Source organism: Rhodococcus sp. NPDC057014 (genome assembly GCF_042673295.1).
GTDB lineage: Bacteria > Actinomycetota > Actinomycetes > Mycobacteriales > Mycobacteriaceae > Rhodococcus_F.
Genome location: NZ_JBHUSF010000003.1, coordinates 1 through 23,228 on the forward strand (window position 1 = coordinate 1; position 23,228 = coordinate 23,228).

At 63.7% G+C, this 23,228-nt stretch carries 14 protein-coding genes; 8 read left to right on the forward strand and 6 right to left on the reverse strand.

The features are described 5' to 3' along the window. Positions 1-326 (forward strand): hypothetical protein (locus ACFTZB_RS01000; RefSeq protein WP_378429684.1); only part of this gene is annotated, 326 nt, incomplete at its 5' end. 246 nt (positions 327-572) lie between these two features. Here the strand turns inward: ACFTZB_RS01000 and ACFTZB_RS01005 are convergent. Further along, positions 573-719, reverse strand: coding sequence for a hypothetical protein (locus tag ACFTZB_RS01005; RefSeq protein WP_378429760.1), 147 nt, complete (start codon positions 717-719; stop codon positions 573-575). Between ACFTZB_RS01005 and ACFTZB_RS01010 the strand changes: the two genes are divergently transcribed. Together ACFTZB_RS01010 and ACFTZB_RS01015 are read left to right on the forward strand one after the other, a co-directional pair. Continuing rightward, positions 657-1,289, forward strand: coding sequence for a Clp protease N-terminal domain-containing protein (locus ACFTZB_RS01010; protein WP_378429754.1), 633 nt, complete (start codon positions 657-659; stop codon positions 1,287-1,289). The genes ACFTZB_RS01005 and ACFTZB_RS01010 overlap by 63 nt on opposite strands. A gap of 1,316 nt (positions 1,290-2,605) precedes the next feature. Continuing rightward, entirely contained in the window at positions 2,606-7,171 is a 4,566-nt protein-coding gene (locus ACFTZB_RS01015; protein ID WP_378429685.1) for a hypothetical protein, read from the forward strand. Positions 7,172-7,267: 96 nt separating this feature from the next. Here the strand turns inward: ACFTZB_RS01015 and ACFTZB_RS01020 are convergent, their stop codons facing one another. The 4 genes from ACFTZB_RS01020 to ACFTZB_RS01035 all read right to left on the reverse strand — a co-directional run bounded on the left by ACFTZB_RS01020 (position 7,268) and on the right by ACFTZB_RS01035 (position 16,270). Then, positions 7,268-11,779 carry an NACHT domain-containing protein gene (locus tag ACFTZB_RS01020; RefSeq protein WP_378429686.1) on the reverse strand — a complete coding sequence of 1,504 codons (4,512 nt, stop codon included), beginning with the start codon at positions 11,777-11,779 and terminating at the stop codon, positions 7,268-7,270. 647 nt (positions 11,780-12,426) lie between these two features. After that, a complete protein-coding gene (locus ACFTZB_RS01025) occupies positions 12,427-13,563 on the reverse strand; it encodes a hypothetical protein (RefSeq protein ID WP_378429687.1) in 1,137 nt (378 codons plus the stop codon). Positions 13,564-14,045: 482 nt separating this feature from the next. Beyond that, positions 14,046-15,188 carry a hypothetical protein gene (locus ACFTZB_RS01030; RefSeq protein ID WP_378429688.1) on the reverse strand — a complete coding sequence of 381 codons (1,143 nt, stop codon included), beginning with the start codon at positions 15,186-15,188 and terminating at the stop codon, positions 14,046-14,048. Positions 15,189-15,196: 8 nt separating this feature from the next. Then, the gene (locus ACFTZB_RS01035) at positions 15,197-16,270 is read right to left on the reverse strand and encodes a hypothetical protein (RefSeq protein WP_378429689.1); all 1,074 of its coding nucleotides are present in this window, start codon (positions 16,268-16,270) and stop codon (positions 15,197-15,199) included. A 385-nt stretch (positions 16,271-16,655) separates the two neighbouring features. On the opposite strand from ACFTZB_RS01035, the gene ACFTZB_RS01040 reads away from it, so the two are divergent. From ACFTZB_RS01040 to ACFTZB_RS01060, 5 genes are all read left to right on the forward strand, one after another. Further along, positions 16,656-17,045: a hypothetical protein gene (locus tag ACFTZB_RS01040; RefSeq protein ID WP_378429690.1), complete on the forward strand. Its 390-nt coding sequence runs from the start codon at positions 16,656-16,658 to the stop codon at positions 17,043-17,045. Positions 17,046-17,323: 278 nt separating this feature from the next. Further along, complete coding sequence (locus tag ACFTZB_RS01045; RefSeq protein ID WP_378429691.1) at positions 17,324-17,638, forward strand: hypothetical protein; 315 nt, start codon at positions 17,324-17,326, stop codon at positions 17,636-17,638. 527 nt (positions 17,639-18,165) lie between these two features. Further along, the gene (locus ACFTZB_RS01050; RefSeq protein WP_378429692.1) at positions 18,166-19,752 is read left to right on the forward strand and encodes a protein kinase; all 1,587 of its coding nucleotides are present in this window, start codon (positions 18,166-18,168) and stop codon (positions 19,750-19,752) included. A gap of 379 nt (positions 19,753-20,131) precedes the next feature. Then, positions 20,132-20,788, forward strand: coding sequence for a hypothetical protein (locus ACFTZB_RS01055; RefSeq protein WP_378429693.1), 657 nt, complete (start codon positions 20,132-20,134; stop codon positions 20,786-20,788). 118 nt (positions 20,789-20,906) lie between these two features. Beyond that, the gene (locus ACFTZB_RS01060) at positions 20,907-21,683 is read left to right on the forward strand and encodes a hypothetical protein (protein WP_378429694.1); all 777 of its coding nucleotides are present in this window, start codon (positions 20,907-20,909) and stop codon (positions 21,681-21,683) included. A 216-nt stretch (positions 21,684-21,899) separates the two neighbouring features. On the opposite strand, the gene ACFTZB_RS01065 is transcribed toward ACFTZB_RS01060, so the two are convergent. Then, entirely contained in the window at positions 21,900-22,388 is a 489-nt protein-coding gene (locus tag ACFTZB_RS01065; protein ID WP_378429695.1) for a hypothetical protein, read from the reverse strand. Positions 22,389-23,228: the final 840 nt, after the last annotated feature.

Genomic DNA, 23,228 nt, shown 5'->3' on the forward strand with positions numbered 1-23,228 from the left:
GTGGGACGATTTCCGTTGCCGTCGATCGAGTCGCTTCGCTCCTCTGCGTTTCCGAGATTAGGTTCTCACCTGCATCTTTGATCGGAACGTTCGACCCCGGTCCCCAACACTCCAACGGGGCTGGGGACGCGACACGCCTGACCCGTCGTGCACTCGCCTTCCCGCGCCGCTCCATTGTCATACCCACAGCATACCACCCGCCCTCTCGCAACTTCAAAACAATCGAAAAACCAAGAAACATCCAAATCTATTTCTTTGCAACAAATTACGAACATTACAATCTCACATTTGTGCGTAATGTGCGTAAACTGTTATTGCACAATTGATTACTCAAATATATTGCAGATCAATAACTTTCAATACGGCCTCACGACGGGCGAAACGGACACCCGCGCGCCCACGGCACCCGGCACCCGGCCCCTCCCCCGACACTCCGCCCCACAGGTCGCCGGCGACCCCACATCACAAACCGGGGACATGTCATCACACCAGGTCACAACACCATTACGCGTCTTGTCGGCTCATAACCACCTACCCACCGCACAGAACCCCCAGAATGAACAACAGGGAAGTCAGCAGCGGTTCGCGTCGTGCAGCGACGCCTGGGGAGGAAGTGCGTCATCGTGTTCGAGAAATTCTCCGACCGAGCCCGCCACGTGGTCGTCCTCGCCGCCGGCGCCGCCCGCGCCCACCACCAGGATTCCGTCGGCACCGAACACCTACTCGTCGGGATCCTCCAGGCCGACGGCCCCGGAGCGGCAACGCTGATCTCCTGGGGCGTCACCACCCCGGCCCTCGAGAGCAAGCTCGACGCGCTCAGCGCACCGGCGGGCTCCACGCCGGCGGCCGGGCACATCCCGTTCACCCCGAAAACGAAGAAGGTCATCGAAGGCAGACTCCGCCACACGGCCCTGCTCGGGCACGAGCAGATCGGCACCGACCACCTCCTCTCGCCCTCCGCGGTCGACGCTCGGCGACCTCGAAATCCGGCTGCGCACCTTCGCCTCCCGGCCAGACGGCGTTCAGGTCTTCAGCGACCAACTACCGCGCCGAGGACGCGGCACGTCCGGCGCAGGGGAATCCGAGACCTTCCGAGGTCCAGTCTTCGGGGACCTCGTCGCATACGCCGACGTGCTCGCCCTGTGCAGCCCACCAGACTGCTGTTCGCAGTAGAGCAGGAACGCCGGCAACGCCGCGGTGCCCGTAGTGAACTGCTCACGACAACATGTCCCTCGTGCGGCCGGTGCAGGCCCTCTCATCCACATCACGCGGTCTCAACGATCGATTGAACTGGGTCGCGTGTGTTTCTGGGCTCCGGGCATTCTCCTCTTTGTGTCCGCTCGGACTCGCTCGAAGAGGCGATTGAACCAGTTCACGCCTTCCCATCCCTCATTGCGATGCGAGGGCGTACCCGCTATGTATCGACGCTGTTCGTGAATGAGACCGAACGACAATGCATTCCCATTCCTGCGCAGCCCCACCAGTTGCGGCGGGCCGCCGCTGTGAGGATCATTTCCTGCAGCTAGTGAGTCACAGAAGGCACTGAACACCGCACGACTCGTTTTCCGAGCCGGCGACTCTTCCCACAACTCCTCAGCATCCTTCAGACTCGTTGCGCCACTTCCCGCATATCGGAGTACCGACGACTTCTTCGGCATAGGGACGCTCGTCGATACCCACTCGTCGATGTCCTGCCGATACCTCAGCACAGTAAGGAGGAATCGGCATGACATGAACTCTCCCGACCTGCTGCCAATCAGGATTCCCAGGCTACGTCGCTCACTCTCCGGGTAATCACGCCACATCGTTCGGATTGTGTGGGCAATCGCGTCGTGTGCACGCGGACCCGGCATGTCTGAAATGAAGCCACGATCAACCTTCTCCTGCACGACCGGCAGTGCTAGCGCAGGGAACAAGACATCACCCCAGTATCCGAAAATGAAGGGGGCATTGCTCGCTGCGAAAGCTTTTCGCCCTTGGTCCCAATGAGCACCGGATTCCGGCCACGTCAACCGGCTATCCGACGCGATATACAGTGACGCAACCTTCCGATCATCAACGCCAGCCCAGCAGACCAAAGATGTCATGTAAGAATTTTGACATTTGACCGCACGATGATTGAAACTGGTCGAGCAAATCCTGAGGCCGGCACACATGCCGGAGCAAGGTGCAGCGAGCGGTCCGCCGCTCGTGCTCAGGTCTTTGGAGGGGTCAGACCACTTTGGTCTGACCCCTCTCTTATTCCCCGGACACGTCAAGATGCGGTGCTCGATGTCCAGCACCTACCAGACGCGGCCTCCGGCGGTGACCTCGTACTACCGCTGCTCCATCTCGACCCCGTTGTGCACCGCTGTCGCGAGCTTGCCCGTCAACCGATGATGGACGCTTCGTCGACTCTGGAAACCTCGCCTCGGCGCATCTTCTCATCGAGTACTGCGGCAAGAACCTGGGTGCACCGTATACGGACGACTGCTCACGGCTGGTTGCCGGGGCGGCGCAAAGCCGTTGGTAGCGAATCCACCATCCCCATAGTGTGGGGATGCACACACCATGTGCAGTACATAAATCAGTTGCACATGCCGTGCGCAACTGTCAGTATTTGCGTATGACGTTGACTGCGCTCGAACTCAACATCCTTCGGATGCTGCGGCGATCAGCCGAACCGCTCACTGGCCGAAAAGTGGCCGATATCGCGGGGGTCGCCCCCAACACCGCGAACCGTGCGCTCAAGGCGCTACAGGAATGTGAGCTGGTCGGTTCCCAAAAGGACGGGCGTGCGACTCTGTGGACCACGACCGCCGACGTGGCCGAACTCGCGGAACTGAAGGGCTCGTCGCAGGAGCGGGTCGCACTTGTGGTCACTGCGGTCGAACTCGAACACACCGAGGTCCGCAACCGCCTGGTGAACGCCAAACGAGTGCGCGTCGGCGACATTTGGATGGTGCATGGCGAGGTGCCCGGTGACCACATCGACTGGACCGTGTACCTCGCCCGCGCCGGGATGGGGAACGCGACCTCGGCGGCGCTCGTTGGCCTCGCTGCCCGGGACCTACGCGCGAACCTCGTCGCGTTCGTCGGCACGGCCGCTGGGCTGAAGCCGGACGACCAGCGCCACCTTGACGTCGTGGTCGGGAGCAGGATCCACAACCCGTATGCGGGCAAACAGGTGCCAACTGCTTCTGGCTCGACGCTCCTCGGCCGCGACAGGACCTACGCCGTGCCGGCGACTCTCGTCGCGGTCGTGAACGCGTGCATCGCCGACAGCAAGTGGACCTCATCGACCCGCAGCCCGCACTACAACGTCAAACACCCGCACGCGTTTGTCGCACCCATCGTGTCCGTCGAAGCTGTTCAGACAGACCCGAATAGTGCTGTCTTACAGGAGATCCGCAACCGATTTCAGGACGCAGCCGCCCTCGACATGGAATCGTTCGGCCTAGCCGCGGGGTCGGACATCCACGACCTCCCAGTCTTGGCCGTCCGCGGTATCTCGGACTTCATCGGCGACAAGGCAGAGGCAGGGAACGACGACCAGCAGCCGCTTGCTGCAGGGAACGCTGCCGGTCTGCTGCGCGACATTCTGGTCTTCGCCCACCCCGACGACTTCAAGAGAGGAAGGCAACTGCCTCCGCCTTCAGGTCCCTCCGGCGATCAGGCGGACTCCCCGAGGGTCCCACTGCCAGGAGCAGCCCAGACCTGGATGGACCGCCTCGAGCGCCGCTCATCTACCCGCGCGAGCGCAGTGCGAAACGCCATAGCCGAGATGCGCGCCTCCGGCGTCACCGCTGCAACCTGGCTCAGCAAAGTGCTTCACCGTCCCCCGGCATGGCTACGCGAGGACGACACCGGCGATGCCTGGGCCCTCGTCGCGTCGCTGGCATCGGTATCCGGGTCTAAGGTCGCATGGCGCGCCTTCGACCAGGCCGCAGAAGCCGCCAGACTCACCGGCGACCTGGACGCGAGCGCATTCTTTACGCTGGTCGCGCGACTCGAACGCATCAGCAACGACGCCGACATCCAAGGTAGCGATGACGCGGGCGATCTCGCCCGATCTGCCCTTGATGACTTCGACGAAGACGTCCTCGCCCGGCTGGAACCCGTCATCGATGTCTACCGTGCTGTCCTGGACCAAGACCTCGTGCAAATCAAAGCAAGAGCGGAGGCCGCGCTGGCCTCACTAAGCCTCATCGATCCGACCGGCGTGCTTCGCACACCCACCGAACCCGTCCAGGTCGTGAACCTCGACCCGGAGCTGCGAGACATGATCGCCGCGACCGTGCTCCGGCAGCTCGCGCTCGTGATGCTCGCGCCGAGCGCGGCCGACCAACTCGGCGTCCAGTCCGGGCTCGCAGCACGTACCCTACGCGGCAACCCGGTGACCCGCGACTTGGCCGACGACGGTATGCGACTCGCACAGTGGGCTGTTGAGCTTCGCCCGAATAATGAGGGGACCCGGTTGGCGCTCGCTCAGACGACACTCGCGGTGCTTGTATCTATGATCGGTCGCACCGCGGCGGACGTCGACGGCGAGATCTCGCGGCGTGCCAGGCGGGTGGAGACCGAAGCGATGTCAGTGCGGGATGCGCTCCGCGATTGGGGCGGCTCCACGGGAAGCGCCTTGGCCGTCGCCGCGCGTGCTCGGTCGATTCAGGGCGACTTCAACGGTGCGCTGCGCATGCTGTTGCCGGCGCCCGATGGCGTCGCATCGCAGCAGGAATCGCGGGATCCCGAGGTGGTTCGCCTGGGCGCGTTCATCGCACGAGCCACCGGCAACGACGAGCTTGCGCTCGACCTTGCGGCAAAGAATGTGAACAGGGTCGAGGGCGCGTTGATGCGGGCCGCCGTCCTCGGAAGCCGCCCGCAGATGGCCTCGGAAGCCAAGGCCGCGCTTTTCGCCGCACTAGAGTTGTCCGGCGGCGATCATCACGACGACTTCCAGGCCCTCATGGCGCTTGCCCGCCGATTCAATTCGCTCGACAAGACCGAGCAGGATACCGTCACCGAGCACATCACGAGACTCGGGAAACTTGACCCCGACCTCGCCGAAGTGATGCGGGCGCGCGTTCTTCTCAGCCAAGGCGACCACGAAGGGGCCCTCCGGTGTGTCCGCGGCCTCAAGCGACGCACTGAACTCGCGCTCGAGGCCCACGCCGACGCGCTCGTCGCGAGCAACCGTGCTGAGGAAGCAGCTCACCTGGTGTTCGACGAGGGCATCGCCCGCGGCGACATCCCGCTGGCGACCGAAGCACTGGCGCTGGCGATGGACAACGGCCTGATCGAGATTGCCCGCGAGATCGCCCTCACCCTTTTGGGCCGTGAAGACAGCAAGCCGGTGCGCCTGAAGGCGCTTCGTGCACTCCAGAGGATCGCTCGCAGCGAGGCCAAATGGTCCGACACTGAGTTCCGGACCGGGCAGGTCGTCGAGGAGCTCATCGAAAACGGCCTGCCTGTCCCCGAGGTCGAATACTGGCGGCTCGCCGAAGCGCTCTACTTCCAAGAGAAGTTCGAGAAGGCACTCACAGTGCTGCTCCAAGCTCCCGCGGTCAGCTTCAACGAACGTGAGAAAGCTCAGCTGTTCCTATCCATCATCCGACGCGCAATTGACGAGCAGCGCGCGCACGCCGACATCCGATCCGGCCCCACCGTTGCCGACCTCGGCGACCCCAAGCTGTATGCGATGTTCATGCGCGCTGCCGCAGACTGGGCCGACGATGAGCAGATCGCGGCAGCAGCCATGTCGGTTGTGTTCACCGCACCCGACTCGACGAGCTTCACCGAGACTCAGATCGCCGACTTCCGTGACTACGCCGAGAAGTACTTCACTCAGCACGGCGAGAACACCTCAATCACCCGCCTCACCATCGAAGACGACAACCTCGACCCACTCGTTGAGTTTCTTCGCGCCGGGGACGCCCGCCAACAAGCACTCGAAGAACTCGCCCACGAGGTCCGCATCGGCCGCTTCCCTCTCGCTGCCCTCTCCGACGCCGCGGGACGCACCACCACCGAGAGCCTCATCCGCCGCGATCTCGGTTTCATCGTGGCTGTGGACGACGACGCCGGCCTCGGCGAGCAGACCGCACGCGCTGCCCTCGGCGGCCGCGCAGTGGTCGACACCACCGCACTCGTTGTCGCTCCCTTGACCGGCCGAGCGTTCAAGAAGCTGGCCGCGAACTTTGACGCCGTCATCGTCCCGGGTCCCGTCCGCGAGGACATCGCCCGCGCTCGCACCAGCCTCGCGATGAGATCGACCGCCACCCTGGGCTGGGACAGCCGCGAACAACGACCCGTTTTTAGCGAAATCTCCCCCGACGAAGCGCAAGTGCATGCCGACGCCGCCGAGCAGGTCTGGGCCGACTCTCAGGGCCTCCAGGTCGCACCAATCACTGCGGTCGCCCGTCACGATCGGTGGCTCAGCGCGATCACCGTCGCCCAAGAACTCGGCGTTGCCGTCTGGGCCGACGACATCGTCATTCGCCGCCTCGCCCGCACCATGGGCGTTACCGCGTTCGGGTCGCTCGACGTCATCCGCGCACTCGACAACGACGACGACGTCACCGCCGCCATCGCGGCATTGCGTGACAACAAGGTCGTCGACCTGCCCATCGACCAGCCCTGGCACAGCCTCGCCTACCAAGCCGACTGGAGCTTCGACAGTCCGCTCGCCATCGCCATCTCCCGCCCCGCCGCCTGGCACGACATCTCCAAGGCCATCAACGAGTTCCAATCCCTCATCCGACTCCGCCCCAGTGACATGGATCCCGAGACGACCGCCGCCTGGACACACCTAGCCGCCAACGGCCTCGCCCTTGCCACCCTGCCGCCGGATCGGCCCAAGGTCGTGTCCGCGCTCCTGGCATGGGTCATCATCAACGCGGACCCTTTCTTCACCACCGGATTCGAAGGCGCAGAGGGAGTCGACGACGCCGAAGTTCCCGAGCAGGGTGGGAGAGTCACCGAGCACATCATCACCGCAGCCGATGCCCTCCGCGACCGGCACTACCCCGCAGCCGACCCCCTAGCCCAGCTCGTCGACATCCTCTGCCGCGGGCTCCTCGCCGCCGTCGGTCCAGAGGCCACGAGCCGCATCGTCGCGGCCCTCGTAAAGCGTCTCGACCGCGACACCGGAAACCGCGTGTTCGCGGCCTACATCCAGTCGGCAGGGACATAGCGCGCGACACTCGCGGTGGACAATACGCTGCGTCATTCAGGACGAGACGGCCGACGGCGCGACCGGCCATCAAGGCGACGTCTGGGCCCGAGCACCCTATTCTTTATGCGGCCGCGGGATGGTCAGAACGACGGGCCGGACATCGACCGATCGTTCCTGCGAGAGGCGTATTGACTGCGACTTCAGCTCGGGCAACAGGAGATTAGGTGGATGTTTCTTTGCCTCCGTCCTGCGCTTGTCCTCCGAATCGTCCCAGAGCTCGATGGGGAACCATCCCACAAGGTATATCCCGCTATCTGTCAGGACCTCGGGCAGGTACCGGCCGGCGAGCTGATCCTCTTGCGACGTCATCACCCCGGGATTCCAAGCGCCCTTAACTTCGATGACCAGTCGTGCAGGCATCGCAGAATCAGCGCTCTTGTGTGGCGGCGGTGCGTCGATGAGGATGTCCGTTCGGTCACCCGCACCGTACGCGTCAGTGGGATGGATGAGGACTTCCCGGTTGACCGCAACTCTGTGGCCGGCCAATCTCAGCGTCAGTTCATGGGCGAGATAGGCGCACAGGGCAGCTTCTGGTTTAGGACGCCAGCGGTCTGGAATAGCTTGACTCTCCGGGGAATCCCTCGTCTTCCGCTTCCCTTGTATTCGATCCCATAATAGTTCGCTGTGCGAAGGCAGTTCTTCGTTAATTGCTTCTAGTACTTCTGACGTGACGTCCAGGAGGTCGATACTGCTTCGGATGACCCGCCGTGTGGGGTCGTTAAGGACGCGAATGATATCGTCCACTTCTACTTGGCTCCACCTCGCGGAAGAGTATGCCGTTCGGCCTGCGATGAGCGCCGCGCCAATCGAAAGCCTATCGGGGTTGAGTGCCACAAGTTTTCGCAGCTGATGTACTGCGTCGGCGGTGGCGCGTCGACTTAACTCGATCAGCAGACGGTCTCGCCATCTCCGAGCTTCCGATTCCGGTGTCACCCTCTGGAAGCCCAGAGCGGTTCCATCCTCGTCGGGCGGATATAGATCGCTGAGCCATATGTACAGGTCTGCGAGTTCGACCTCGCTGAGAGTGCGTCGAATTCGCTCGGCACTGTCGGTTCCCGCGCATTGTTCTGCGAGGCTACGACCGAGTTCCGAATCGGGCTCCACGAACGTCTTGACTCGTGGCCAGTTTGTCTCGGCGTCTGCGGCTAGCAAGGCACCCGCGGCCAGCACTGCGGCTCGGGCGGCATCGGGGGATCCTGCGTATCCCTGTAAGGCAGTGTCGACGATGCCCACTGCGGTTTCACTATCGGCAGTAAGCAGACAGACGAGGATGCTATACCAAGTGGCGAGTGCCGTCTCGCGGATGTCGCCGTCGCTGTCTAGGCTCAATCCGCTCTCTTGCACTGGCGGTTCACTGGGACCTGCTTGCCCCTCGTCACTCTGAGTTATTCCTAGGCCGTTGGATAGTTCGGTGACAATGCTTTCCAGGGCAGCGCGAAGTTCGGTTGCCCACTTTGGATCCACGAGCTGGAGGACCACCGGCCGCTGGCCGGCCGCAAGCATCGCGGTGACGAATTGTGTGATTCGTTGGCTCAAGCCTTCGGGGGCGTGAAGCGCTGCCATGTGCAGAAGCTGCGTTCGTGCCGGTTCCCGGTAGCTAGTGGACATCCCGACAAACTCAGTGAGAATAGCACCAGTCCACGAACCCCATGCCGTTGGCGGCAGCTCAGCCAGGCGGTTCATATGGTGCAGCTCGGTGAGAAGCGCGTATCCCGCCCACGAGCGTTTGTCGCGTGTCGATTGGCCCAGCCAGGATTCAGCGTGGTCGTGCTCGTTGATGAGATAGTGCAGTGCAAGCTGGAGTATGTCTCCTAACGCATCGTTGAGGGCTGCACTGCTCGCCCATTCGGTGATCGAGCCGGACAGGTCAATCAGTTGTCCATTCTGTGGATCAACACGTAGCCACCACAGGAACTGCCACAGGCTGTCGGTGTCGCCGTTCCGTGCTTGTGCGAGGAGCTGCGCTTGGTCGGCGAGGAAGGCGTCTGCGTCTGGCCACAGGTCGGTCTCGTCGGAAGACCCCGGCGACAGCTGCTGCGCCGGCAGGTCGTCTGGAACTGTCGGTTCGACGAAGGAGTGCAGATAGGGCCAGGCCGGATGTTCTCTGTTTTCGGCCAGTCCACGTGCCTGCCTATCATCGCGTGGGAATACGCAAGCCGACAGTTCGCCGTAAAGAGCAACGAGCGAATCGTCACCCGAAGCCTCGGACTCGGCGGTCATCGTCATTGCCCAGGACAGGTCCGCTGAGTCCAGCAGTTGGTTGCGGATGGCCGATTCAGGCAGATCTGGTTCGCCAAATCGCCGTGTTGACCGATACTTCCAACCTCGCACAATCATCCATGCCGCTTGGCGCGGGTGAATCTCCGCATGGGTAGCGGCCTCGTTAACAAGAGCCTGGGACAAATGCCTGCGGAGCGATTGACTCTCCAGGGATTCCTCGCCGTGCTCGTCTGGTTGCAAACAGTCCGGCACGCGGAGGTCATGATGGTCCTCGAAAAGTCGCAGGATCATTTTTGCCAGGGCATCGACATACTGCTGTGCGTTTGGGCTGTCCAGTGCGCGGTTAATTACGGATTCGATCAGTGAGTTTTCGATACGGTCAGAGGAGAAAACGAAGCCGGGCGTCAGCGAATCCGCCTCGAGGACAGCGTTTTGTGCCCAGTCGAGAACAAGAGGCAGATGCTCCTCAGCAGCATGGTCGGGCATGGTCCTCAAGAACTGCGTATAAGCGTTATAGACGTGCTCAACCGATGGTTGGAGCGCCGCGAGCATCGACGCGACGTCGATGTGGTCGGGCCATAGCAGGGTCAGTAGGGCTCCCCGAAGGTCATGGTCAAGGCCCGGATGCGTCTGCCCGGGAGAGGAAGGATCGTCGAGCGCGGTAAGAACGACCTTGAGCACAGGCACCGTACGACTAGAATCGCAGCCGAACGCTGCGCGTGCCGCGAGCCCACGCTCCGACTGTTGCCATACGTCATTCTCCACCACACGCAGAAGTGCCTCAGCGAGGCTGCCGTGTCCCGGACCGGCCTCTTCTGCCAGTTGGATGGCCAACCGGACCCGCGCGACCGTCTGCCAGTCCGCAGCACCAGCGATCGGTGCGGTCTCGAGTACCTCCACGAGCTGGTCCGCCAGGCCCGGATGATTGAGGTCCCAGCGGGCAAGCTGCCAACGAAGATCACTGAGCTCGACCTCCGCCGCGCGATCAAGAAGTCGACTGACGGTCAAAGCGCGGATTTCGTCGGACCGCACGAGGGTGCTGTGCACCGCCAGGCTTTCAGGGTCAGCCGAAGCCAGCCAGCCCGTCGCAGCAGGGTTCATCGCCACAAGCCATGCGGCAAGCTCCCGAAGAGGCACAGGAATATTCGCGGTCTCACCATCCGGTGTACCGATTAGAAGAAGATTTTCCAGCTGTCGCTGCGTGGTCGTACGCTCAAGCAGATACTGCGCCGCAAGGTACGCGGACACGGACGAGTGGCGGAACACCACCCTGCTCTCATCCGGAACGGTGAACAGCGCTGTTGCCAGCGTCTCTTCCAGTACCTGAGGCGTCGCGTCGAACGAGCCGGCGGTCGTTCTCTCCGTCCCACCCACCAGAACGTCACCATTCAAGTCGAAGCCACGTGCTCCGAAAGCGGCACCTCGCCACACCGCCCGATGACCCGACAGCAACATCCAGGCGGCCACACGTCCCGCGACGGCGAGGCGCTGCTGCGCTGTCGTGGCCACCTCCCGAGTCAGTCGACCAGGATCAGGATCCTCGACAAGACTGCGGACACCGCGAGCAAATAGATCATGCGGCGTTCCCTGCAATCGCCCGTCAGCCTGATAAGTCAGAACGAGCAGTTCCAGTGTCAGCGGCGTGCTGGCCAGCACCGCCGCACCACTTGCCTCGGCAGCGTCCACCAGCACCTTTCCCGGCACGCCTGCACTATCGGCCAGCGTCTCCGCTTCTTCTCGAGTGAGCGGGGCTAGGTCGATGAGTCGGCACGTCCCGAGTACATCGGATAGCGCTGCTGTCATCGTTTCCGGGTAATCGGCTGTGCGGCAGGCCATGAGCAGTCTGACACGGCTTGCAGCACGACCGCGGAGAGACATCGTCAGCCGGCGCGCCAAGCGCCTCAGATACGAACTCTCATCAGCCTGGTCCAGAACTACCGTCAGCACCCCCGCCCCATCTGCGTCCTCAGTCGGTGGAAGCGCGGCAAGATGACAGCCCAACTCCTCGCCGTACGAGGACTCGGTCAGATCTCCACCTGACACCCACAGGCAGGCGTCACTCAGCCCGTCCCAGGACTCCACCACTCGAGGCAACTTCGATGTGAGGTCGTTCAGAACCGATGTTTTCCCCGCGCCAGGCTCGCCGAGCACGACCATCGCCCCAGATTTCGCGACGACCGACGGAAGAGTCAGCACTCCCTCTCTCAGATTTCCGAGATCGGTTACCACCTCCTCGCTGTGGGAACGAAACGTACTTTCGCCGCGCGCAACCAGGTCCTCGGGGTCCTGCGTGCCGCGCATCCTGCAGACTCGCGGGATGCGGACACCAAACACGTCACTCGACATATCGAGATTCTTGCAGCACCTCGAACCGATACCGCGACGACACAGCAAGCAGGATCAGTCCGTGTCTTGGCGTTGTCCCTCCCAGCGCTTGCGCAGACCCACTTGCCCTAGTGCTGGCTGGCGGCTGGTGCTTCCGCTCGCGAAGTACTTCAGCTTTCCTCGACTCGGTGGCGCGGAGGCCCAGGTCGCCGAGTAGAATCACTAAGCCCTCACTGCTCTCCACCTTGCAATCGGTCATCGTCTAAGCGATCGGCTGATCTCGCTCATTGTGGCGGCACTCGGTGATCTGTTGGAACAGTTGGACACGAATCCAGGTCGGCCTAGCCGGTCGTTTGAGTGCAATCACCGGTGGTTCCTGACACACGCTCGGTCAACGTCGGCGAGCCGCGACAAGTGTGGCCGTTGAAATGCCCCCAGGTTGGGGAGTCGATGCAGGTTTCGCCCCTGTCGCTGCGGATCGCCTCCGGGCGATCTAGTCAAGGCACGACCCAGCCGTCTCGATCACCGGGCCCGACGTGGACACACCTGGCCGAGTCTGGACGGTCCGTGTTCACCTTCCGACTGCCGATGGCCGTCGCATCCGGCTGGGACGAGCAGCGTAAGTGGTTTGCAGGGGAGAACCTCAGCCACACTGCGCTGACACGCAGCTATGATCCGTTGTTTCGCATTTGAAGATACAGATCGGGGAATGCTTCAACCATCATCAGCCTCTGCATGTCAAAGACGGGATCCGTTGCGGCTGTCAAGAGCGCCAGTTGATCAACGTCCTCGGAATTCACGGCACGAAGTCCACCGGAGTGATCGCCTAACGCTACGTCGACAGGGCCATTTCGTGTTTCAACGTAATATTTGAAACCGGCTCGGACATCCTTCCCAACCTGATTCTTACGCTCCACCCACGCCTCGCGCACCCCGCTGGCAGCGGTGGATAGACCGCTGTACCCGATAAGTGAACCATTCTCGTCCAGTACTGTGTGCAACACTTCCCTAGCCTCTACCGCTGGCGGATGTTGCTTGGCTCGGCGCACCTTATCCTTGAAGAACGAATCCGCGGCTGGCCAACTTGCGGATCTTCGCTCCGTGCGGCGCGTAACAATATCCGGGAGTAGAAGTGCTGTTGCGTCCAACCCCATAGGGCGTGCAATCACGACGCGGGACGCTTCACTCGCTGAATGGCGTTCCGAAATCTCGCCATACGCACAGCGCAACTCAGGACCGTCGTTCAAAGCGAGACGGGGATCGAGGCGCTCGAAAAAGGATATGGCATCCAGAAGAGTCTCCGTCACGACGCGCCCGCCGATCGCCTGACGGTAGCCGTGCTGAGCCTCTCCGCGTGCACGCTTCTGATTAGCAGTCGCCGACGAGTTCAGATCAACGTACACCTTTGGCAGACTGCCGAACTCAGCCCACGCATAGATGGTTCGCATAACCGCACCCCCGCTATACAGTGGAACACTGAAACAGGTTCTCTCCACGAGCAGTTCCTCATAGTGGACCGGTGAATGCGTCTCGCAATTTCGGACCAGTTCAAGGCCGGTGATGACCTGCCCCAGTCGATCATTCAGCCGAAATTTCTTGTACCTGTCTCCATGCGCGAACTCGAAAATTGCCTCGTCGAGGATATTAACTGTCATCGAAGCCAATCCAGCCTCGATAGCCGACGCTTCAGCGTCCTCAATAGTTGCGTACCAATACGACAAAACCTGCCGACGGAGAGCACGCATATGGACCATTGCCTTAGCGAGCTGTTCCGAAGGAAGTTCAAAAGACGGGGGTGTAGTCACCTCTGAATATTCTCCGATTCTTACCTTTCCGGCAAGCTGTTCCCCAACAGGGGGAGCATCGGCACCGGCAGTCCTGACGGTGAATCCTGGCAGACGTCGCTTACACCTCGTCATGCACAGACGGTTCTCCGGCTATCCGGGCGGGGACCCTGATCCGACCGAACGGACCGCCCACGCAAAGGAATACCCCACACACCACCTCCTATCCCGGTAACACGCGCGCGGCGACACCGCACCGGACTCCTACGCGTAATCGAAGAACTGGGATGCGAGGACCTTCTGAGGGTGCAGCTATGTCCATGCCGACAACCGGATCTTCTCCCCCGACCGGCGACCCCACTACTCCGCCTCTGGAAACCCCTGACCACACTTGTTCATCCGACAGCGCAGATGACACGTCCCACGACACGAGTAGATGACTCCTCTCCTACGAATCTGGCTCACCACCGGCCTGGACCGGTCGCGTTTCATGCGGCCGCGGGTTACCCGAGGAGATCGGCTGCCAACTCGTCCCAGTCCTGAGCCACCGCTCGATTTCGCGCCCGCTGATCGTGAGCGACCTCGACTGACAGGCATCCCGTGCGGAGGAGTACCGGCACGTTCACGTGGCGCAGCGCCATACCCTTCCGGTCATCGAGGACGATTATCCGCGCCAGTGTCTTCCCTGCCGACGCGAGCCCAACCAGCGAGTGCGCGGCGAGGAGCAGCTCATCACGGCGGGCCTGCTCCCGCTCGTCGAGGCGAGCGCTGCCGGTTGCCGCGTACGCCCGGGCATGCACGTGGGTGCGGAGGATGACCTCGGTGGTGATGACGCTCAGCGACGGGGTGAGGATTCCGGATCGCACGTTGAGCCCGTTGCCCGCCGAGGTCCCCAGGTACACCTCGTGCGCGAACGTGCGGAGTGCCCGGTTGTCGAGCTCGTTCAGCCAGGAGGAGCCGGGCATCGGCAGGCTCATCGGGGTCACTAGGTCCGCCGCCAAATGCTGCGCCCACAGGACGAGTGCCTCGGCGAGGGAGTCGACCTCCCGAAACCGGCCTCCGACGGTGATGTCGTGTTTGTCGCCGTAATCCCAGCGGACGCCGCGGAACTCGCCCGCCCGGATCTGCCGCAGTGCCTCGAACGGTCGGGCCAGATCATGCCCTGGGGAGCGGACCCGATGGGCGCGGCCGCCGAACCCGGGACCGGTGTAGTCGATCGGCAACCTCTTCCCGGCCCGCTCCCACCCGCGCATCCACCCGGTCTTCCTGGTGGCACCGAGCCCCTGGGCGACGGCGCCGTCGACGGCGGTGTCGTACCAGAGGGCCGCGACCCCCAGCACGGTCGCGAACCCGACCGCGAGCACGTCCTCGTGGTCCCACGGGATACGTTGCCGGGCCCGCCACCGGTCGAAACCGGCCCGCTGATCCGGGGTGAGTGCGGCGTCGAGGTCGATGTCGGTCCAGCCGCGCTGGGTGCGGAGCCGGTCATTGGCGGCGGTCAGCTCCGCATACGAAGTGGGCTGCGTGGTGTCGTTGTCCGGCAGCCGGTCCGGGACCCCGCCGGCCAGGGCGGTGTCGGTGGCCGATTCCAGTTCGGCGAGCCGGCGGCTGAGGGTGTCGAGGTTCCGATCGACCGTGTCATCCATGCCGCTCATTACGCGGCGGGTTCCGGGAGACGGTCCAGGATGACCTCGAGTGCCCCCTCGGCCCGTTTCGCGTCGGCGTGCTGCCGGCGCAGTTCCTCCCGTAGTTCCTTGTTCTCCGCGGTCAGGCGTGCGTTCTCACGTGAGAGTTCCCGGATCCGGTCCAGGAGTCGCTCCCCGTCGGCGACGACCCGCTCCAGGCGTTCCTGCAGGCTCTGCACGACGCGGCGTTGCTTCTCGTCCCGGTTCTCCGCCTCGATCAGCACACACCGTGCGATCAGATCCAGGCGCATCGCATCCGCCACCACCTGACCGGTCGTCCACGACGTCCACCGCGCCCCGGCCGCCGCCGCACCGGCTCCGGCGATGCCCCCGATCCCGGTCACCAGAGCAGTGCCCCCGGCGATCCCGAACCCGCCGGCCGCGATCGCACCCCCACCGAGGGTGGCCAGACCGGCCGAGGTCGCTGCCGCCCCGGTCAAACCGGCGGCGCTGCCGATCGCGGCGCCGATCGCCGGTGCCGCCCAACCACCGGTCGCAACACCGGCTGCCAGCCCGGCCGCACCGATCACGGCCACCTTCCCCCAGTGCACACTCTTACGCCGCAACCGCCGGAGCAGGAGCTTGTGCTCGTCCCGCATCCGGTCCACATCGGTCCGGTCGAGGTGCGGGAACTCGTCCACCAACGCCTCGAGGTTTGTGCGGTGGGTCGCGGTGTGCCAGGAGGTTTTCGCCGGCCACGGATCGTACAGAATGAGGTCGACCAGCAGCAGCAACGACCGCTCCCGCGAGTCGAAGAGCTGGGGAACGCACCGGCCATGCTCGGCAATAGCGTCCGCCGCCTCCACGGCATCGATGTCCACCACCAGGGCGGTCAACCAGTCCGGACGATCCGGCCGATCCTCGGCCACTACCTCCAGGAATTTCATGACGGCATCGCCCAGCACCGCTTCCTTGACGGCCACGGACTTGTCGGATTTCGTCGCGCCGATATCCGAGCGCATCAACGACACCTGCATCGCCGCCAACGCCACCGACTCCGACCACACCAACGTCCCGACCGGATCACCATCATTCGTGGACATGCCCACCCCTCTTCCCGCCCATCCAGAACTGCCAGTATCGCCGACCGGTCCGACACCGCCCCTCAGACGCCCCCGAGCCGCAGTGGTGTGTCAGTCACCATGCACCTCAGTGTCATTCATCCGAATGACACTGGCTTCGCACTGCGCGAGATATCAGCGGCCGTCCCGCTACCCAGCGTCGAATTCTTCGAACTGCATCGATGAAAGACGACCCACAATGGATGCACGATACCCAGAGATACATTCATCTGATCTATACCTCTACTCCGGAATGGATGGTTTGATCCGCGGTGACGACTCGCGCTCGCCGACTCTGCCGCACAGAAGGATTCACATTGTGGCGGTGTCAGGCGACCCGGAAGAACTTCACAACGAGGGGGAAACGGTGACCACAGTTCAGTCGCGATCGGCGATTCGCAAGCAGGGGGCCTGGGGGCTGTGGTGGCTGACCGTCATCACCTTCGGCATTTACTACCTGGTCTGGTACGACCGCATCGGCCGGGAACTCGCCGTCGCCGCAGGCGTCAACCGCGAATCCTGGACCCGGTGGTGGTCCCAGCTGATCCCCATCTATGGGCTCATCGGGCTGTCCCGGACCGCCAAACGCGTCAATCAGGCCCACACCCAGGTTGGGTCGTCGACCCGGGTGTCGCCGGTCGTCACGTGGCTGTGGGCGCCGATCTGGTTCGGCTCACAGACCCGGTACCTTCAGCGCCGCGTCAACATCCTCGTCGACATCTACGCCAGCCGCGCCGCCCAGCACTCACCTGTGTAGCAGCACGATCCCCGTCGGTCCGTTAGGCCCAGACGGACCTCGCCAGCTCACCGACCTTACTCGGCCAACCCCGCTGCGCTCTCCATGCCGTTTACATCCAGCTGCATCGCCGGTGCGACGATCATCTGGCCTGCGGCGCTGCTGTGAACAACCTACGGCGCATGCGAAGGTGCCCGATCGCACATTCCGGATTCGATCGGTTCATTTGCTCACGACAGCAATGCCACTTCTCCCCCGTAGATCAACCAACCCGAACGTCGACCGAAGGAACGCAAATCATGAGTGATGCAGTAGTGGTCGTAGCAATTGTGGTAGGCGTCATCTGCGCAATTCTCTCCTCGGTGATCGCACAGAAGAAGAACCTCAACGAAAAGGGATACATCCTCCTCGGACTTCTCCTGGGACCCCTCGGAGTTCTGATCACGGCGCTGATGCCCCAGGCGACACCACCGCCGCCCGAGGGGATGTCATCGGTGGTCTGCCCCCGGTGCAATGCCGCCCAGAATGTTGACAAGGCAGAACCCACGTTCGAATGCTGGCAGTGCAAGACCACCTCGCGCGTCCTCGACGCGGGCGGTGGAGTAATCCGGTAGGTACGCCGTCGGCTCAAACGACTGTAGGGGGCCTGGTCGACGAAACCCACATCACCGTCGTCGGTGACGGGCACGAGCATTGGCTACCCATCAACGGAGCTGATGTCGATTTGCGGGCGGAGTGCCTATAACTGCCTCCTGGAATAACCAATGCACCGACCAGCGTCGATTCTCGGATGCAAGGCCACCGGGCCCTCGATGGCACAGACCGCGACTTGGGATCAGCGGGAACTCTTCTGGACCCATTCCCCGGGCTCCGGTGCGCGCATAACGCTCAGCGACGCGGAGCGGTTGCTCAGCTGCGCGGCGGCCGTACTGGGCTTGGACCGTCGCACCGAAATCCGACTTGTCGTCGCCGCCATTGCAGCAGTCCAAGTGCAGTTGACTGCCCTGCAGGCTCCTGTGAGGGGACACGACGGCGCCCCAGCTGCGTCGCACTGGCCCGATGCAGCTGGGGTCGCGGGCGGCGCGGCTCCCACGGATATGCTGGCGCTGCCCAATAGATCCGGTGCGAAGAGGACAAATACGTGGATGGCACTCACTTCGGCCGGTACCGCCTGGAGCGACTGATCGGCGAGGGTGGAATGGGCCAGGTCTATCGGGCCTACGACACCGAGAAGAACCGGACCGTCGCACTGAAAGTGTTACCCGAGCACGCCGCCGGTCACCGCGATTACCAGGAACGATTCCGGCGGGAAGCGCACGCGGCAGCGGGCCTGCGTGAACCGCACATCGTGCCCATCCACGACTACGGCGAGATCGACGGGCGGTTGTTCCTCGACATGCGCCTGATCGAGGGCACCGATCTGAAAACCCTCCTCGCGCGGCACGGGCCCATGCCGGCAGCCATGGCCGTGACCGTGGTCGATCAGGTCGCCGCAGCACTCGACGCTGCCCACGCTGCTGGCCTGATTCACCGTGACGTCAAGCCCTCCAACATCCTGGTCGCTGCACGAAGTTTCGTGTATCTGATCGATTTCGGCATCGCCCGTGCGGCCGGCGATGTAGGGCTCACCAGCACGGGGTCGACCATCGGAACCCTCGCCTATATGGCACCTGAGAGGTTCACCACCGGCGCCACTGACGCCCGCGCTGATGTCTACGCGCTCGCCTGTGTGCTCTACGAATGCCTGACCGGGGTCCAGCCGTATCCCGGCGAGAGCCTCGAACAGCAGATTGCCGCACATCTGACCGTGCCGCCACCGCAGCCCAGCCGCACTCGCGACATGGTTTCGGCGGGATTCGATCAGGTCATTGCCCGGGGAATGGCGAAGGATCCCACCGCACGTTACCCCTCCGCGGGAGGCTTCGCTGCGGCCGCGCACTGGGCCCTCGGGCCGGGCACTCCCCAACCGAAACCGCCAGTCGAAACCCCTCTCGGACAGCAGACCTTGGCCTACACGGTGCAGACCGGTCACCGTCCGCAGCACACCACCCCGGTCCCGTCGTCAGTGCCCGGGCCGACCCTGACCGACCCCTACAGCGGGCCGCCGGCAGGGATAGCGCACGCCGCCCCGAGCGTGCGTCGACCCGCTAAGCAGGTGGTCCTTCTTGTGGCCATCGTGATCCTCGCCGTGGCTGTTGCCGCGGCCGGCTATGTCGCCGTCGCCTCACGCACTACCGATTCCGCTTCTTCCCAGCCGTTTTCGTCGGCCACTGTGCCCGCCAGTGCGAGCGAGCCGTCGACGGCCAAGGAGGTCCCCTCGAATGCGGCTTGGCCCGGGCCGCTCAGCATGGGCCTCGCACCATCACCAGAGTTACCCCAAAGCCTTCCGCAGTGGGCGCTCCAGAACACGTGGAACCTGACCTCCCGGGCCTTCGCCGATCAGTGGTCGACCGCCCCTGGACCCGGACATGGCCGCTTCCCCGCCACCATGAACGGGTGCAACAACCACCGCTTCCTCGTCCGGTGGCGTGTGGTGAACCCCAACGCGACCGTCATCGCCACCAATCTCAACGCCGTCGACTCCCCCGGCGAACAAGTCACCGGCACTGCCGGGTGGATGGACCTCGACGGCTGCCATACACCCGCCTTCCAGTTTTCCGCCAGCACGAACGCCAGCAATCTCACCGACGTCGCCATCGCCATCGCGCAATGGCAGCCCGCCCCATGACGATGTGAGCAAACGCCAGAGACGCCTGCCCCGGGCTGTCGACAGAGCCGTGGTCGCTTGGTTGGCCATGGCGCGAGGGGTGCGCGGAATTTGTCTGTTTTGCGGAGATACGGTTACGCGACTGACACACGACCTACGCATATTGTGATATGCGGAGAGGGCAGTGAGATGTCCGGCGCTGCAGTCGCATTGCATGATTCCCTCCCCTGTGTCACCGCCATGCAAGCGCGATGGTTGAATCTGTAACAAACGCCAGCTCCCATCGGTGTATGTGCACAATCCACAGCACTGTGGAACCGCTCCACCACTCCCCTGTCTTCGTCTTGGCCCCGATTGCGCTTGGGCAGTCACGGCAAACATCACTCCAAGGACCTACCTGATGAGTTCCCCGCAGCCGCCGCAACCATGGGATTTCGATCCGCAGCACACTCGGCCGATCTATGCGCAGACCGGGTACGAGCCCGAGCCCGAGTCCACTGCCCCGCCGATGTCCCCTGCCCCGCCGGTGCCGAATGTTCCACCGCCGTACATGGCTCCGCATCCGGTGTATATGACCCCGCCGCCGCAGCCACCCCGGTCGCTGGCCTGGATGTGGGTGCTGCTCGTCGTCCTCACGGTCGGTTTGCTGGGGATCGTCGGCTACATCTGGGTGTGGCCGATGATCGTCAACACCACCGCCGCGAATCAGGCCGCGGACGAGACTCACACCGTGGTCATCACCTCCCCCGCACCGCAGGTCCCCGGTCCGGCACCGGCACAAGGCGGCGGAAGTGACGTCGTTCCGTCGTACTCCACCCGCTGCGCAACGGTTTTTCCGAACACCGAGTTCCCGAACTCGGCCGTCGGCAGCAACGTTACCTCGTGTGAGTTCTCCGAAGAGGTCCGGTTCGAGTACGTCAGCCAACCGCAGCGCGGCGGCACCGTCATCGTCAACGCCACCAGCCCGGTCACCGGACAGACCTACACCATGTCGTGCTCGGGGTCGAAGGTGGTGACCTGCACCGGCGGGAACAACGCGGTGGTCTATGTGTACTGACCGGCGCCTACGGGTTGTGGCCACAGCAATGCTGGTCGCTGCTGCGGTGTCGGCGTGCACCATTCCCCCGCGATCAGGGGAGGCCGGGACTGCGCCGGCGAAGACGATAACCCAGATCGTGGTGGTTCCTCCCGAATCCACCACACCGCCGGTCGCAGCACCACCGCCGGCCGCGACCGGACAGGGGCCGCTCGCTGGTTTCGACGACCTGGCCGACCAACTTGGCGGCGACGCCGGGATCGCGATCGCACCGGTCGGTGGGGGACAGTCACTGGTAGCCGGCACCACGCAGTCCGGAGCGGCATGGTCGACGATCAAGGTGCCGTTGGCCATCGCAGCACTGACCCAGCCCGGCGGCAGTGGGCAACTCGCCTCAGCAGCCCAGGCGATCACCGCCTCCGACAACGCCGCCGCCGAACAGCTCTGGGACTCCCTCGGAGAACCCACTGACGCGGCTACCAAAGTGCAAGCGGTGCTGCAAAATTTCGGTGATCCCACCACTGCGGTCGAATCGCGCAAGACCCGCCCCGAATACTCCGCGTTCGGCCAAACAGCGTGGTCGCTGTCCGCGCAGGCACAGTTCGCATCATTCCTGCCCTGCCACACCCAATCCGCGCAGGTTCTCGGGTACATGGACGATATCAACGCCGACCAACGGTGGGGTCTCGGCACCCTGCCGGGCGCCTCCTTCAAGGGCGGGTGGGGACCCGACGTGCAAGGTCGCTACCTCGTGCGCCAGTTCGGCATCATCCCCGCCGGCAACGGGCAACTCGCCGTTGCCATCGCAGCGGAGGTGTCCTCGGGATCTTTCAACGACGGAACAGCGATGCTCACCAAAATTGCTCAATGGATCGGCGCCCGCGTTTCCACGGTCACCTCGGGCGCAACCTGCTGACCTGCCCCGGCGCGGTCGCTGCGCTGACGCCAGCGACAGGCCGACACGGCGACCACATGCCCCCGCGGGCAGGGGGTTCGGCGACGTTGCGGTCCTGCGCAGCCGAGGGCTCAGCGTCTGAGGTTCAGACGCAGCGGAGCACTCGGCTGCGGCGCCCTGTTCAGGGCGCACCGGCGGCGACATTCCGTATGTCGCCAGCGGTGCAAGTGAAGGGTGCTACGACCCGAACGGAGAACGCGGAGCCGGCGCCGACCACTGGTCAGCGAGATTGCCGGTCCAGGTGAAGTCCTGGAATCCCACGTCCACCGTCAATGTGGCGGGATTGAGTGCGGCCAGCGGCACCTTGTAGGCGAAGTCCAACGTGGCATGACCGTGCGGTGGCACGGTGCCGCTGAACAGAATTCCCGTCGATACGTCGCTGTAGTCCACGGCGGCGACGGTGCCAGTGGGCCCATAGGTCAGCGTGGGAGTGAAGATGTTCGATCCCGACAATGCCTGGTCGCCCGGGGTGAAGGTGAGTTCGAAGACCGTGAGGTTGGGGCCCGAGCGGAGGCCGGTCAGTTCGATCTGTCCGCCGCCCGACCCGGTCAGCACCGTGCCCCACGGCTGGATCGGTCCGGTGTCTGCGCTGGCGGTTCCTGCGAGCCCGAGGCCGGCGACCATGATCGCCACCGGTATGGCGAGGACGGCGAGAAGTCTTTTCATGTGCTCTCTTTCGCGATGAGGATTCGACCGAGCGGCGAGTCGTGCCCGGGTCGAGTGAACGTTCTCGGTGGACCAGTGTGAGGTGCGCAGCGATCCGCCCTTCGACAACGACCCACATGGGTCGTGCCGCTCGTTCGCGTATCGAATCAGATCCCTGCCCCTACAGCAACTACACGAGACACCGCGTGCACCAGCATCTTTGACTACAAAATTGGCAGTGACCCCCGGCCGGATGTCAATACGTCGTGTGAATGAATCGCCGCGCGGTGCCCGGGCCTGCCGCCCTCAGACAGCCGGCAGCACCGTCACGACGACAACGTCGCGGTCTACGATCGCGGCACTGCGACGGGATCGACCCGCCACGCACGACGAGTACTTCCGGTACTCGTCGATGTTTCCGGCCTCCTTGCAGGCCTGCCAGTCGAGTTGGCCCTGAACCCACGGTGACGGGGTCCGGGGAGCTGAATCGGTGTCAGGGCGGGTCGCCCCGGACAGATACCGGCAGATGGTGCCCAGGCCTTCATCGGGCGTCCGCCAGGGACTCGAACTCGGCCCGGACATCATTGGGGTTGAGGCTGTCGTAGCGATCGGCAGCAATTCCTGCGCCGGCGTCGGTTCCATGCAGCCAGTCAGGGTCAGCCCAGGGCAAGCATGATGAGGGCGACGGCCGTTTGGATCGGCGTGTCGTTCTCCAGTGGTCTCATCGGGAACGTCTGCCGACGCCAACGCTTTCAGGCACGGCGACGGAAACGCTCTTCATATGACGAGGGACCGGGCCTGTCCCAGAGTCGCCCGGTCCTGCTCCGACCGGGGACGCAGTGGAGTCAGCCGCGAGTCGCC

Coding starts and splice junctions, on each gene's coding strand:
- ACFTZB_RS01030 (WP_378429688.1), bottom strand. CDS start 15,188: ATGGATGACACGGTCGATCGGAACCTCGACACCCTCAGCCGCCGGCTC.
- ACFTZB_RS01020 (WP_378429686.1), bottom strand. CDS start 11,779: ATGTCGAGTGACGTGTTTGGTGTCCGCATCCCGCGAGTCTGCAGGATG.
- ACFTZB_RS01035 (WP_378429689.1), bottom strand. CDS start 16,270: ATGTCCACGAATGATGGTGATCCGGTCGGGACGTTGGTGTGGTCGGAG.
- ACFTZB_RS01045 (WP_378429691.1), top strand. CDS start 17,324: ATGAGTGATGCAGTAGTGGTCGTAGCAATTGTGGTAGGCGTCATCTGC.
- ACFTZB_RS01015 (WP_378429685.1), top strand. CDS start 2,606: ATGACGTTGACTGCGCTCGAACTCAACATCCTTCGGATGCTGCGGCGA.
- ACFTZB_RS01065 (WP_378429695.1), bottom strand. CDS start 22,388: ATGAAAAGACTTCTCGCCGTCCTCGCCATACCGGTGGCGATCATGGTC.
- ACFTZB_RS01055 (WP_378429693.1), top strand. CDS start 20,132: ATGAGTTCCCCGCAGCCGCCGCAACCATGGGATTTCGATCCGCAGCAC.